Origin of the sequence: Aliiglaciecola sp. NS0011-25 (genome assembly GCF_040370605.1) — a bacterium.
Lineage (GTDB): Bacteria > Pseudomonadota > Gammaproteobacteria > Enterobacterales > Alteromonadaceae > Aliiglaciecola > Aliiglaciecola lipolytica_A.
The window spans coordinates 246,263-259,999 of the sequence record NZ_BAABWR010000004.1; the positions used below are offsets into that span (position 1 = coordinate 246,263).

10 protein-coding genes are annotated in these 13,737 nt (G+C 40.4%); 4 read left to right on the forward strand and 6 right to left on the reverse strand.

Annotation, left to right across the window (positions count from 1 at the left end):
- Positions 1-18: 18 nt before the first annotated feature.
- Together carA and dapB are read right to left on the reverse strand one after the other, a co-directional pair.
- Positions 19-1,182 carry a glutamine-hydrolyzing carbamoyl-phosphate synthase small subunit gene (gene carA / locus ABWV72_RS05510; RefSeq protein WP_342804565.1) on the reverse strand — a complete coding sequence of 388 codons (1,164 nt, stop codon included), beginning with the start codon at positions 1,180-1,182 and terminating at the stop codon, positions 19-21.
- 317 nt (positions 1,183-1,499) lie between these two features.
- Positions 1,500-2,303, reverse strand: a complete 804-nt coding sequence (dapB, locus tag ABWV72_RS05515; protein ID WP_303500660.1) for a 4-hydroxy-tetrahydrodipicolinate reductase — start codon at positions 2,301-2,303, stop codon at positions 1,500-1,502.
- Between the two features lie 209 nt (positions 2,304-2,512).
- Between dapB and ABWV72_RS05520 the strand changes: the two genes are divergently transcribed.
- From ABWV72_RS05520 to ABWV72_RS05530, 3 genes are all read left to right on the forward strand, one after another.
- Positions 2,513-3,040 (forward strand): PH domain-containing protein, encoded by a 528-nt coding sequence (locus ABWV72_RS05520; RefSeq protein WP_353369199.1) that lies wholly within the window; start codon positions 2,513-2,515, stop codon positions 3,038-3,040.
- Positions 3,033-4,598 (forward strand): PH domain-containing protein, encoded by a 1,566-nt coding sequence (locus tag ABWV72_RS05525; protein ID WP_353369218.1) that lies wholly within the window; start codon positions 3,033-3,035, stop codon positions 4,596-4,598. Before ABWV72_RS05520 ends, ABWV72_RS05525 begins: the two co-directional genes overlap by 8 nt.
- Positions 4,599-4,665: 67 nt before the next feature.
- On the forward strand, positions 4,666-5,349 hold the full coding sequence (locus ABWV72_RS05530) for a cytochrome b/b6 domain-containing protein (protein WP_216048446.1): 684 nt from the start codon (positions 4,666-4,668) through the stop codon (positions 5,347-5,349).
- 24 nt (positions 5,350-5,373) lie between these two features.
- Here the strand turns inward: ABWV72_RS05530 and ABWV72_RS05535 are convergent, their stop codons facing one another.
- The 4 genes from ABWV72_RS05535 to grpE form a co-directional block, all read right to left on the reverse strand.
- The gene (locus ABWV72_RS05535) at positions 5,374-5,850 is read right to left on the reverse strand and encodes a c-type cytochrome (RefSeq protein WP_216048445.1); all 477 of its coding nucleotides are present in this window, start codon (positions 5,848-5,850) and stop codon (positions 5,374-5,376) included.
- Between the two features lie 227 nt (positions 5,851-6,077).
- Positions 6,078-7,217 (reverse strand): molecular chaperone DnaJ, encoded by a 1,140-nt coding sequence (gene dnaJ / locus ABWV72_RS05540; RefSeq protein WP_216048444.1) that lies wholly within the window; start codon positions 7,215-7,217, stop codon positions 6,078-6,080.
- 206 nt (positions 7,218-7,423) lie between these two features.
- Positions 7,424-9,352: a molecular chaperone DnaK gene (gene dnaK / locus ABWV72_RS05545; protein WP_303500659.1), complete on the reverse strand. Its 1,929-nt coding sequence runs from the start codon at positions 9,350-9,352 to the stop codon at positions 7,424-7,426.
- Between the two features lie 103 nt (positions 9,353-9,455).
- Positions 9,456-10,073 carry a nucleotide exchange factor GrpE gene (gene grpE / locus ABWV72_RS05550; RefSeq protein ID WP_216048442.1) on the reverse strand — a complete coding sequence of 206 codons (618 nt, stop codon included), beginning with the start codon at positions 10,071-10,073 and terminating at the stop codon, positions 9,456-9,458.
- 227 nt (positions 10,074-10,300) lie between these two features.
- Here grpE and ABWV72_RS05555 point away from each other — a divergent pair, with 227 nt between their 5' ends.
- Entirely contained in the window at positions 10,301-13,663 is a 3,363-nt protein-coding gene (locus ABWV72_RS05555; protein ID WP_353369204.1) for a PAS domain-containing hybrid sensor histidine kinase/response regulator, read from the forward strand.
- The last annotated feature ends 74 nt before the right edge of the window (positions 13,664-13,737 follow it).

Here is a 13,737-nt window from a genome sequence, read left to right on the forward strand (position 1 = left end):
GTATTCTTTCTCTAAGTATCAAGCTGAAATTGAAGTAGTTGCTGATTTTGATTTTTCTATCAGCTCAATAAAATGATCAAACAAGGGAGCTGCATCATGGGGACCTGGACTTGCTTCAGGATGCCCTTGAAAGCTAAATGCCGGTTTGTCATTTCTGTGTATGCCTTGCAACGACTTATCAAACAAAGATACGTGTGTCACATCCAAATTATCTGGCAAAGAAGACTCGTCCACTGCAAAACCGTGGTTTTGGCTGGTAATCATTACCACATCACGCTTTAAGTCTTTAACCGGATGATTTGCGCCATGATGACCAAACTTCATTTTTTCTGTTTTTGCACCACTGGCTAACGCCAACAATTGGTGACCTAAACAAATACCAAAAATAGGAATTTCGGTTTCCAAGAAAGTTTTGATAGCGGCAATAGCGTAATCACAAGGTTCAGGATCACCAGGGCCATTGGATAAAAATATTCCATCTGGCTGCATTGCTAACACTTCTTCGGCGGGTGTTGTAGCTGGCACCACAGTTAAGCGGCAACTTCTATCTACTAACATGCGCAATATATTGTGTTTCGCACCAAAATCATAAGCAACTACATGAAACTTACAATCTTCTACATTTTTCGCATATCCGGTTTCTAAAGACCACACACCATCTTGCCATGGATATGCTTTATCTGTAGTCACCACTTTCGCTAGATCCATTCCTTTCAAACCCGGAAACGCTTGAGCAGCACTTAAGGCTTCAGAAACATCATCTTGATTAAAATCATCAACAGTGACAATGCAACCTTTAAGCGCGCCTTTGTCTCGAAGGATGCGTGTCAATCGACGAGTATCAATATCGGCAATGCCTAAAATATTGTTATGTTTCAAATAGTCAGAAAGAGAAGATTGATTACGGAAGTTACTAGCTAATAAAGGAAGGTCTCGAATAATTAGGCCTTTAGCCCAAATTTTTGTGGATTCAACATCTTCTTCATTAGTACCGGTATTACCTATATGAGGATAAGTTAAGGTAATAATTTGTTCAGCATATGAAGGGTCAGTCAAAATCTCCTGATAGCCTGTCATTGATGTATTAAACACCACTTCACCGACAGAAACACCAGAAGCTCCAATTGATGTGCCTTTGAAAACAGAACCGTCTTCTAGCACCAAAAGAGCAGAAATAGCCAAGTCAACCTCCTAATTAAGGACAACCCAAGGTTTTTTTGCAAGCTAAGCATCAAAACCCTATAAAAAACGGGTTGAAATTATTAATTTATATCCCGTTTACCTCATCACCGCTAGTATTTTCGGGAGATTAAGCACATCTCATCCGAAAATTTGGCAAATTCCCGAGATCATACACTAATGGTTTTATTTGATCCATTAGAATGTAGAAAAATTACTAAAATGAGCATTTGATTCAAAATTCGTAGGTAAGTCATTAAAACGTCAAATTAAGCAACCGGTAAACGCCACTTAATTTTTACCCACTATTTTAGTTCAGATTAATTAAACCCCAGCACATCCTGCATAGAATATAGTCCGGCAGGTTTGCCAACCAGCCATTTAGCAGCGGTTATCGCACCTTTAGCAAAGGTCAATCGACTAGAAGCTTTGTGAGTGATCTCTAGTCGCTCACCAATATCTGCGAATAACGCTGTGTGTTCACCAACCACGTCGCCCGCTCTGACGGTAGCAAATCCAATTGTTTCATGTTTGCGCTCACCAGTGTCACCTTCCCTTCCGTACACGGCACATTGCTTTAAATCACGGCCAATTTCGTCAGCGATAGCCTCTCCAATTGCCATAGCAGTTCCAGATGGCGCATCTTTTTTAAAACGATGATGGGCTTCAAGAATTTCGATGTCTGCTGTATCGCCCATTGTTTTTGCCGCCTGACGAACCAAATTCAACATAAGATTAACGCCTACACTGTAGTTCGCCGCAAACACAACTGGAATCTTAGTAGCCGCATTTTGCAACAGCGCTTTTTGATTATCGTTCAGTCCAGTGGTGCCAATCACAATGGCTTTATTATTTGCCACGCACCAAGCTAAATTTTGTTCAAGCACATCGGGCAGCGTAAAATCGATGACGACGTCTATCTCAGGTGCTTGTTGGTCTAAACTTGCTGTAATGCTAAGATTTTGTTTACCAATACCGGCTAACTCGCCAGCGTCCATTCCAATCCATTGCGAACCTTCTCGCACAGAAGCTGCGGCCAAATTCACGTTATCATCTAAATGGGCGGCATCTATTAATACACGGCCCATTCGGCCATTGGCTCCCAAAATACCAATTCCTGTCATTTTCTACTCATTTCAATTAGATAAATACTATTGAATATTGTGCAATATAAACACCTAATTTGCAGCAGTAAAAAAGCGATAAGTTATATTTGATTGGAAATCTTCATAGCAGTTTTTAAGCTGATTAAGATTTTGTAACCTGATATATATTGATTCAAACTCTGATTCCGCTACATTAGGGTAAATTAAATTAATGTTGCCGTATGATTGTGTCTTATCAACTAATAGAAACATCCACTTTACCCGATCCATTAGAAATTGATTTTGAACCTCTAAATAGCCGTTATAGACCCATGGTTATCTGCTCTACTTGGCTGTTTTTCTTGATGTTTATGTTAGTTATGTCGTTAACCCGATGGCAGCCGTTTATTGATATTCACCCCGAGCTAATCGCAGTCTATCCGCTGGGACTTGGTATTGCGTTTTTAGTCGCAATTCTAATTAGCCTCTATTTATATATAGCTATTCCATGCAAACAATATTGTTTAACAGACACTGATTTGCATTTCGCCTGCGGGGTAATATTTCGTAAAATTTATAGTCAGCCGATACTACGGATACAACACGTTGAGTTAAAACGAGGCCCACTGGAGAGAACCTTTAAATTGGCTTCATTACAGGTTTTTAGTGCTGGGGGCGCAATGCACACGTTTGAAATACCTGGTTTAAGTCTTGATGATGCACAAAAAATCAGGCAATTCATCTTGGATCATAAAGGTGTTCAAAGTGATGGATAATGAGGGAGAAAATGCCACACTCAATACTCACCGTTGGCAGAAACTGTCCCCCATTGCGGTGTTATATTTTATTGCAAGTGGGATTAAATTAGCGGCCAATAATGTTATCTATTTGCTGCCAGCCATTGCCATAAGCTACTCTACGGTGCAAGAGAACCCGCAAATCTGGGTCCCAATCATTGTGGGAATTTTAGCTTTAATCAGTGTTTCATCTTGGCTGCAATACTTCTTTTATTCATTTCGATTGATTGATGAAACGGTTGAAATCCGCTCTGGTGTGTTCTCTAAAACCCATATTGATTTGCCTTTTTCTAGAATTCAAAACGTCACCATTGAAAGGCCGCTTTACTACCGGCTAACCCATACCTGTTGTTTGCAACTCGATACTGCTGGCTCGACGAAACAAGAAGCAAAAATAGTTGCATTACCTGTGGATTTTGCTGAAAAGTTAAAACAATCCATCCTTGCAAAGGGTAAAACACACAATACGCCAACCGAACGGCAAGCTGATGAAGACAAGACTCTTTTAGAGCAACCTAATGTGGGAATTGAAAGCGAACAAATTCTCAATACACGTTCAATTAAAGATCTGATTTTACACGGTATTACTAACAATCGAGTGTGGATTATTATTGGTGCACTAGCACCATTTTATGACAACTTAGCCGCCTATTTAGCCTCATTGGCAGAGCAATTAGGTTTTGATTATGAACGTTATTTTGACGCACAGTCACAGGCAATTTGGCAGTTAGGGTTAGCATTTTTTTCGCTAGTTCTTTTTGCAACTTTGATTATTACTTTGATATCCGTAGTTGGCTCAATCGTTTTATTTTACGATTATTCGTTGGCGAAAACCACAGACAGATATATTCGTCGAAGTGGCTTATTCACTAAACAAGAAGTCACCATGAAACGTTCGCGCCTTCAAGTAATAGCGTTAAAACAAGATTGGTTAGATGTGATTCTCGGCAGGGTCAATTTGGAATTAAAACAGAATAGCAGCACAGAGCAAAATTCTAACCAATTGCAGGCCAATAGTAACAGAATATTAGTACCTTCAGTGACGCAAGATGAAGCGCATAGCATCGTCAAGGATGCGTTACCGAATAATAAATTACATGACATTAGCTTTCTTGCCATCAGTAAACGATTTATTTTTAGACAGCTTTTGTGGTTAATCCCTTTTAATCTGCTCGTAAGCGCAATAACTTTTTCAAAATCAGGGATTTTAGGTATTTTAGTAACCCAGTTGCTAAGTGGATTTATCGTATTTTTGATATATTGTCGATGGAAACGCTGGGGGTATGCTGATGATGACGAATATATTTATCTTAGAAAAGGATTATTTGGAGTCGATTTTTACAGTTTCCCAAAATATAAAGTACAACAAACACAATTTATACAAAGCCGTATGATGAGAAGGCATGAAATAGCCACTATTAATATCATTATGGCATCCGGCGCTCTGAGAATTCCTTTTATCAATCAAAATGATGCGAAACGAATTTTAGGCAATGCCTTGTTTATTGTCTCTAAGCTAAAACGTTCTTGGATGTAATATAAAAAGAGTATAACTGATCTTAGATAATGTGAGGATATTGGTACCTCTTTGGAGAAAAATCAAAATGCAAAAGAAATTAATTTGGGATATTCCGCTTAGGCTTTTTCACTGGTTATTGGTTTTAGCTTTGGTATCCCAATGGATAACGGCTGAATTAGGTAGCGAGTATATGGATATTCATTTTTATATTGGATACTTCACTCTAGGACTCATTATCTTCCGTTTAATGTGGGGGTTAGTTGGTCCAAAATACGCAAGATTTAGTAATTTCATCTATCCTCCGAAGGCTATCTGGCAGTATTTGGTAGCTTTTTTGAAAGCCAAAAACCCTCATTTCACTGGTCACAATCCATTGGGTGGTTTAATCGTTCCAGCAGTCATCTTAATTGTAGGGGCTCAAGCCATCACAGGTTTATTTGCAAGTGATGATGTGCTTGCTTCTGGACCTTATATGTCAGCGGTGAGCAGCGATACACAGAGTTGGTTGGACGGTTTACACCATCAAATATTCAACGTTATTTTAGGCATAGCTGGGATTCATATCCTGGCCATCCTTTGGTATCAATTTGGACGCAAAATTCCCTTAATCGGGGCTATGATTACTGGAAAAAAAACCGATGCCGCGCAAAACGGTATCGGTTCATCTAGATTATTATTAGCGGTTATTCTTGCAATTGTCATTGCCGCCTTCTTGTATTGGTTAATTGCTATCGCAGCACCAGTGCCAGAAGTAGACTATTATTTTTAATTAAAAATGACTTCTTACAAGGTGTTATTCAGCCTTGTAAGAATCATGACAACCTTTACAAGATTTAAAGATTGCGCCAATGTTTGCTTTTAGCTGGCCTTCATCGCCACTTGCTGCGGCCATTTTCAGATTACTTGCCGCTTCTGTTAATGCCGTAATTTTAGTTTGGAAGTCAGAATAGTCTTTCCAAATCGCCGGTAAAGCTTCAGTTTCAACACTGAACTTACTTGTGTCGACTGAAAAGTAATCGTCCATCATCAAGGATAATTGTTCAATGCGGCTTGCATTCTTTTCTAATGTTTCAGCACTCAAAGGAACTTGTCCTTTCGCCATAGCGCCCATAATTCCAACGTTACTTTTAACTAATTGCAATATAGCTTGACGATATTCTATTGCATCACCGGCATGCTTTTCAGATTTAGCTGGCGTAACTGCGACTGATGCGAAACTTGCAGTTAACAATGTAATACCTAACATCGCAGGAGCGATAATGTTTTTCATATTGACCTCGATTAAATGGATAGTTTTTGGATTCATAGACTTAGATTCGACGTACAAACAGCAATTTACATTGTTATATCATTAGAAATCAATAACTAATTAGTTAAACATTTATTTAAAATAAGCTGCTTACCATCAGTAACCACTTCGTAAATTAAAGCATAAATCTTAGGTATAAAAAAAGACGCCATAAAAATGACGTCTTTATCATATCACTTATTTTTCAATTAACTGGTTAAGTCATCGAAGAATTTCTTCACACCATCGAAAAAACCTTTCTCTTTGGGACGGTATTTAGCTGCTTCGTCGCCTTTACCCATGGAATTATTTAATTCCTGCAACAATTCTTTTTGTTTGCTGTTCAGGTTCACCGGTGTTTCCACAACTACGCGGCACATCAAGTCACCAACACTACCGCTTCGTACCGACTTCACCCCTTTACCACGTAAACGGAAAAGCTTACCGGTTTGCGTTTCAGGCGTGATTTTCAGCTTAACCTTGCCATCCAAAGTGGGCACTTCAATGTCACCACCAAGGGCTGCAACAGTAAAGCTTAGCGGCACTTCACAGTACAGGTTATTGCTATCTCTGGTAAAGATATTGTGTTCACGAACATGCACCTGAACATATAAATCACCAGGAGGTGCACCGCTTTCTCCCGCTTCACCTTCACCAGTTAAACGAATACGATCTCCGGTATCAACGCCCGCTGGTACTTTAACCGATAAGGTTTTCGTTTTCTCCGTGCGACCATGACCATGACATTCACGACAAGGATCGGAAATAATTTGGCCACGACCAGAACAGGTAGGACAGGTTTGCTGCACAGCAAAAAAGCCCTGACGCATTTGCACTTGTCCATTACCATGACAGGTAGGGCAAGTCGTTGGTTTAGTGCCTTTTTTCGCACCAGTGCCATCACAAGGCTCACAGGCAACCAAGGTAGGTACTTTTATCTCGACACTCTTACCGCGAACCGCTTCTTCAAGGCTAAGTTCCAAATTATATCGTAAGTCGGAACCTTGACGCGCTCTTGACTGACGCCCTCCACGGCCGCCGCCACCAAATATATCGCCGAATACATCACCAAAAATATCGCCAAAATCAGCGCCGCCACCGAAGCCAGCGCCACCTCGGTTAGGATCAACACCAGCGTGACCATACTGATCATAAGCAGCACGTTTTTGCGAATCGGTTAGGATTTCGTGGGCCTCTTGCACCTCTTTAAATTTTTCTTCCATGCCTTTATCACCCTTGGTTCTATCAGGGTGAAATTTCATGGCGAGGCGTTTGTATGCCTTTTTAATTTCGCGCTCGTCAGCACTTTTGCTAACACCAAGCACTTCATAATAGTCTCGCTTCGACATATCGCTTGTTTATCCTTTTTGATGACAAACACAATTTACCGTGTTTGAACTTGAGCAACGTTAGATGCCCTGTTAATTCGGGCTTTATCCCCTTGTCACCTAAACGCGCTATTAAGTAACAAGGGGATAACACTTAAAAGGCGCAGAAAGGTTATTTCTGCGCCTATTTTTATCAATTACCTGCCAATTACGACAGGTTAAGACGCTTATTTCTTATCGTCTTTCACTTCTTCGAACTCAGCATCAACAACATCGTCTTCAGCTGTCGCATTTTCTGTTTGCGGTTGTTCTGCACCAGCAGCAGCGCCTTCAGCAGCAGCTTTAGCTTGAGCAATTTCCATCAACTTAGCAGAAGCTTGAATCAATTCTTGAGTCTTAGCTTCAATTTCCGCTTTGTCTTCACTCTTAACAGCTGCTTCAAGTGCTTCAATTGCAGTTTCGATGGTTGCTTTGTCTTCCGCTGGTAAGTCGTCACCGGCTTCTTCAATTTGCTTTTTGGTACCGTGGATCATTGCATCAGCTTGATTACGTGTTTGTACCATTTCTTCAAATTTCGCATCAGCATCTTTATTTGCTTCTGCGTCAGCTACCATTTTTTCAACTTCAGATTCACTCAAACCAGAAGAAGCTTGGATAGTGATTTTCTGCTCTTTACCGGTATCTTTATCTTTGGCAGATACATGTAAAATACCATCAGCATCAATATCGAAAGTGACTTCAATTTGAGGAGCGCCACGTTGTGCTGGACGAATACCTTCTAGGTTAAATTGACCTAGAGATTTATTGCCAGACGCTTGCTTACGCTCACCCTGTAATACGTGTACAGTTACAGCAGACTGATTATCTTCTGCAGTTGAGAAAGTCTGAGATTTCTTAGTAGGAATCGTAGAGTTTTTCTCAATCAATGCAGTCATAACACCGCCCATTGTTTCGATACCAAGAGACAATGGTGTAACGTCTAGCAACAATACATCTGTAACATCACCGGCTAAAACACCACCTTGAATCGCAGCACCTGCGGCAACAGCTTCATCAGGGTTAACATCTTTACGCGGCTCTTTACCGAAGAATTCAGTTACATATTTTTGTACTAGTGGCATACGAGTCTGACCACCAACTAAAATAATGTCGTTGATATCGCTAACGGATAAATCAGCATCGGCCAAAGCCTGCTTCACTGGTTCAAGAGAAGCTTTTACCATATCTTCAACCAATGACTCTAACTTAGCACGCGTTACTTTAATAGTAAGGTGCTTAGGACCAGACGCATCAGCAGTGATGTATGGCAAGTTAACTTCTGTTTGTTGTGCAGAAGATAATTCAATTTTAGCTTTTTCACCGGCTTCTTTTAGACGTTGCATTGCAAGTGGATCTTTACGTAAATCTACGCCTTGATCTTTCTTGAATTCGTCAACTAGGTAGTTGATTACACGGTTATCGAAATCTTCACCACCTAGGTGAGTATCACCGTTAGTCGCTAGTACTTCAAATGTGTGCTCGCCTTCAACTTCATCAATCTCAATGATTGAGATATCGAAAGTACCACCACCAAGGTCATAAACAGCAACGACGTTATCACCTTTTTTCTTGTCCATACCGTATGCTAGAGCAGCGGCAGTTGGCTCGTTGATGATACGTTTAACTTCTAGACCGGCAATTTTACCTGCATCTTTAGTTGCTTGACGTTGTGAATCATTAAAATAAGCAGGAACAGTGATAACCGCTTCGGTGACTTTTTCACCCAAGTAATCTTCTGCTGTCTTTTTCATTTTTTTAAGTACTTCAGCTGAGATTTGTGGCGGAGCCAATTTCTCACCCTTAACTTCAACCCATGCATCACCATTATCAGCTTTAGTGATAGTAAATGGCATGATGTCGATGTCACGTTGTACTTCTTTATCTTCCCAACGACGACCTATAAGACGCTTAATTGCGTATAAAGTGTTTTGTGGGTTAGTCACTGCTTGACGTTTAGCAGGTGCGCCTACCAAAGTTTCGCCGTCGTTACTGTATGCGATGATAGATGGCGTTGTGCGATCACCTTCCGCATTCTCAAGAATTTTAACTTTGTCGCCTTCTAAAACTGCGACACATGAATTTGTTGTACCTAAGTCGATACCAATGATCTTACCCATTAGCGTGTCTCCATTAAAAAATTATTAAAACTAAGTCTTATCATTTGTGGGGTTATTCTGATTTTTTTCAATGTTAAATGTAAAAAAATCTCCACAAAAACTCTTATGCTTCGATGTCAACGCCACCTTCAGCGGCTCTAGAAACCATTACCATCGCAGGACGTAGCAACCGACCGTTAATTTCATAGCCTTTTTGCATGACAGCCATCACCGTATTAGGAGGTAGCTCTGCATTTTCTTGCATCGACATTGCCTGATGCAATTCTGGATTGAAGGGTTCACCCTGCGGATCTATCACTTTCAAGCCAAATTTTTCTACTGTGCTTACGAATGACTTAAGGGTGATATCCACACCTTCAATCATAGGTTTAAGCGATTCGTTATCCGGATCAGCTAACTGAATAGCTCGCTCCAAATTGTCTGCTACAGGTAAAAGCTCTCCTGCAAAACGCTCTAAAGCGAATTTACGCGCTTTTTCTACTTCGCCTTCTGCGCGGCGACGAGCATTTTCCATTTCAGCTTTAGCGCGCAAAACCGAATCTCTTTGCTCGTTTACAGTCGCTTCTGCTTTAGCTAATGCTTCTTGTAACTTTGCAATTGTTTGTTCGGAATCACCGGCATCGGCATTTTCAGCCGCTTGCTCAACTTCAGCTTGTTCCGCTTGGTTGAATTCAGGTTGTTCCTGTTGATTATCATCTGTTGGCTGTTGCTCTTTGCTCATGCCTTACTCCATCGCCTTTTTCACTTAACTTAATCGGATTAACTTCGAGTTGCGTTATTAATGGGGTTTGTTTAAACGGCTTCAAGGGCAAAGACCCCAGTTTTTTTAATGAAATAGAAAAAACATTTCCAATTGGAATTAAAAGCAATCGGTTTTATAGTGAGTTTGGCTGAAAAAACTAATTAAATTTCAACTAATAGCCGCTGCAAAAGGATATGTACTAATCCATGTTTAGCCTTGTTTCCATGTCGACTGTCATTTTCATGTATTTGATCGCCTTGTTTTTGGTTGGTTATTTGGGCGATAAATATTTACGGCAGGGACGACAACATCCGATAATTTATAGTTTAGCCTTGGGCGTTCACTGCTCATCATGGGCGTTTTTTGGTACAACAACCCAAGCAACACAATACGGATGGGCGTTTGTACCAACTTATTTAGGCATTATATTAGTGATGCTTTTTGGTTTTGGTACGTTACAGAAAATAGCAGAAATATGCCAACGGAATAATATTAGTTCACTTGCCGATTTTATTGGTATGCAATACAACAGCGCAAATTTGCTAGCCGCAACAGTGTCGTTACTGTGTTTTATTGGTGTGGTGCCCTACGTGGCTTTGCAGCTCGATTCGGTAGTTGACAGCTTGACACTATTAACTAATGAATCCTCCACCAGTATGGGATTGTATTTCGCAATAGTGCTTGCCATATTAGCTATTTTTTTAGGGGCTCGCTCGTTTGACTTAACCGATAAAAAGCCCGGATTAATGCTAACCGTGGCGTTTGCCTCATCTTTGAAACTTATTGCTCTGAGTTTTGTTGGAATTTTCGTTTGTTATGAGTTATTTAACGGCGTATTCGACTTAATGGGTAAAGCTCAGTTATCGACTGAAGCCCAACAGGTTTTACACACTAACTCAGGAGGTTGGGTGTATGTCAGTCATGTTCTATTAGGCATATGCGCGATGTTTTGTCTGCCGAGGCAATTTCATGTGAACTTTGTGGAATACAAATCAAAAAATGAGCTCAATACTGCCAGGTGGTTATTCCCACTGTTTTTAGTGGGGATGGGATTGTTTGTAATGCCTATCGGCCTAGCAGGCCACATAATTTTTGATCAACAAGATATTTCCACAGATATCTATGCGCTGGCACTGCCACTGAATTCAAATAGCGCGATTACAACATTGGTGAGTTTTATTGGCGGGTTAGCCGCCGCAACCAGTATGGTGGTCGTAGCCACCTTAGCTGTTGGGATAATGATTTCTAACAACCTAATTACGCCTGCTTGGGTCAAATTCAAATTAATTAATCACAAACAGAATAATTTAAGTCCCGCCATCATTTTGTTTATTCGACGGCTAACTATCGCTTCGGTATTAGCCGTCTCCTACTTTTATCATAAAGATGTGAGTTCAGGCTCCCCGCTGGTCAACAGCGGCATAATTGCCATGGCACTATTGGCGCAAACATTTCCGATGATGATTCTGAGCCTTTATTGGCAAAAATCAAGTAAATTAGCTGCCTATGTTGGGCTTTTAGTTGGCGCTGCAGGTTGGTTTTATTGGTTGCTTTGGCCCAGTATTACCTCAAGTTACTATTTTGATCCTACGCCAACAGATTTGGAATTAGGACGAGGATTTATATTTAGTTTATTAGCCAATGGCATTTGCTTTGGGCTGATCACTTGGTTTTTCCCCTCTGCCCCACAGAGTCAACAAAATAGTCCTAAGAATAGTTTCCCACAGAAACAACCGATTAAATTGTCTAAGTTACTAGCACTGACACAAAATGTGCTCAATCAAGATGAACTTGATGGAATCAAAAATAAACTAGGTGATGCGGCACAAAGCAGTTATGCCAGTATCAATATTGTCGAATCGGTGGAAAGTATGTTGGCGGCCAAAATAGGCGGCGCAAGTTCAAGAATATTAATTTCAGCCATAGCAGAAAAAGATGAAGTTCCTCTGACTGAATTAGTCGAATGGGTGGAAGAAGCCGCGCAAACCTTTCAATTTAATCACGAAATTCTACAATCCAGTGTTGAGCATATCCAGCAAGGTATCAGTGTTATCGACCCAGATCTGAAATTGATAGCTTGGAATCAACGCTATATACAAATGTTCGACTACCCTGAAGGTTATATACATGCCGGTATCTCAATGCGCAAAATTCTGGCGTTTAATGCCCAGCGGGGATTGTTTGGTAGTTTAGACAACCCGCAGCAGGAAATAGACAAAAGGATCGAATATATTAAACAAGGCAGTATTTATAAATATGTTCGCAAGCAACCCAATGGTCAGGTGATTGAACTCAATGGAGGCCCACTTCCTGGAGGTGGATTTGTTACCACCTATAGCGATATTACAGAATATATGGAAATTCAACAGCAATTAGAATTAGCCAAATCGCAATTGGAAAAGCGAGTGGATTTGCGCACTGAAGAACTGAAACATTCCAATCTAGCGTTAACCAAAGCCAAGCTGCTTGCCGAAAGAGCAAATGAAAGTAAAACGAAGTTCTTAGCTGCTGCAGGACATGACTTAATGCAACCTTTCAATGCGGCAAGTTTATTTGGTGAGCTAATACAGCAAAAATCTAACGAACCGGAAATAAAACTATTAAGCCAATCATTAAATGATTCTATTAACAATGCAGAAGAGCTACTTTCATTGCTTTTAGACATGACAAAACTAGAATCTGGGGTACTTGAATCCCATATTCAAGAGTTCCCCATTGATGATGTTTTATCGCCTTTATTCAACGATTTTAATCTGATCGCACAACGAAAAAACTTGAATTTGATTTACGTGCACAGCAGCGCTGTTGTAATTTCAGATAAAAAACTACTTAAGCGTATTATTCAAAACCTATTATCTAACGCAATCCGATATACCCAAGCGGGAAAAATTCTGATCGGATGCCGTCGCAGCAAAAACCAGATTAAAGTGTGCGTATTGGACACCGGACCAGGTATTTCCAGCACTGACCAAGGTTATATTTTTGAAGAATTTAAACAGTTAGATAAAACCAATATTCAGCAAGGCTTAGGGTTAGGACTGACAATAGTCGATCGTATTTCGTCACTGCTGAATCACCCTATTCAACTGCAATCGCAGATTGGCAGAGGCAGTAACTTTTCTGTCTCTTTACCACTTAGCAAACAACGAAAAAGCCGAGTTAAATCTACCGATACTGGGTTGGCAAAAACCGAGATTTTGCATGGTAGAACCGTATTGTTGGCCGAAAACGATCCGCAAACTCGCGAGGCTGTCGTTCAGTTATTAGAGAGCTGGGAAGCTAACGTCGTCAGTGTTGAGAGCCTAGAGGATGTTGAAAAAATAGAGCAAAACATAGACCTCATGCTGTTAGATTTTCACTTAGATAATCAGTTAACTGGGTTAGACATCGCCAACCGTCTTAGGAATAAACTGCAATACAGTATTCCAGGCATCCTAAACTCTTCCGATCGCAGTGACATTATGCGAGAAAATGCGCAAAAAGCGGACCTTATGTTTTTACCTAAACCTCTAAAAAGTGCCGCCTTAAAACGAATGTTACGAAAAATTGGCTGGGCTAAAACCGAATAAAATAACTTGATTTAGTCCTTGCCTAATCTGACATTTTTTAAATACGATTTAGTCAAGAACTGACTGTCCCCAAA

What these genes read in the sequence shown, in the direction of transcription:
- ABWV72_RS05535 (WP_216048445.1), bottom strand. Translation starts at nt 5,850, where the DNA reads ATGAAAAACATTATCGCTCCTGCGATGTTAGGTATTACATTGTTAACT.
- ABWV72_RS05555 (WP_353369204.1), top strand. Translation starts at nt 10,301, where the DNA reads ATGTTTAGCCTTGTTTCCATGTCGACTGTCATTTTCATGTATTTGATC.
- grpE (WP_216048442.1), bottom strand. Translation starts at nt 10,073, where the DNA reads ATGAGCAAAGAGCAACAGCCAACAGATGATAATCAACAGGAACAACCT.
- dapB (WP_303500660.1), bottom strand. Translation starts at nt 2,303, where the DNA reads ATGACAGGAATTGGTATTTTGGGAGCCAATGGCCGAATGGGCCGTGTA.
- dnaJ (WP_216048444.1), bottom strand. Translation starts at nt 7,217, where the DNA reads ATGTCGAAGCGAGACTATTATGAAGTGCTTGGTGTTAGCAAAAGTGCT.
- ABWV72_RS05530 (WP_216048446.1), top strand. Translation starts at nt 4,666, where the DNA reads ATGCAAAAGAAATTAATTTGGGATATTCCGCTTAGGCTTTTTCACTGG.
- dnaK (WP_303500659.1), bottom strand. Translation starts at nt 9,352, where the DNA reads ATGGGTAAGATCATTGGTATCGACTTAGGTACAACAAATTCATGTGTC.
- ABWV72_RS05525 (WP_353369218.1), top strand. Translation starts at nt 3,033, where the DNA reads ATGGATAATGAGGGAGAAAATGCCACACTCAATACTCACCGTTGGCAG.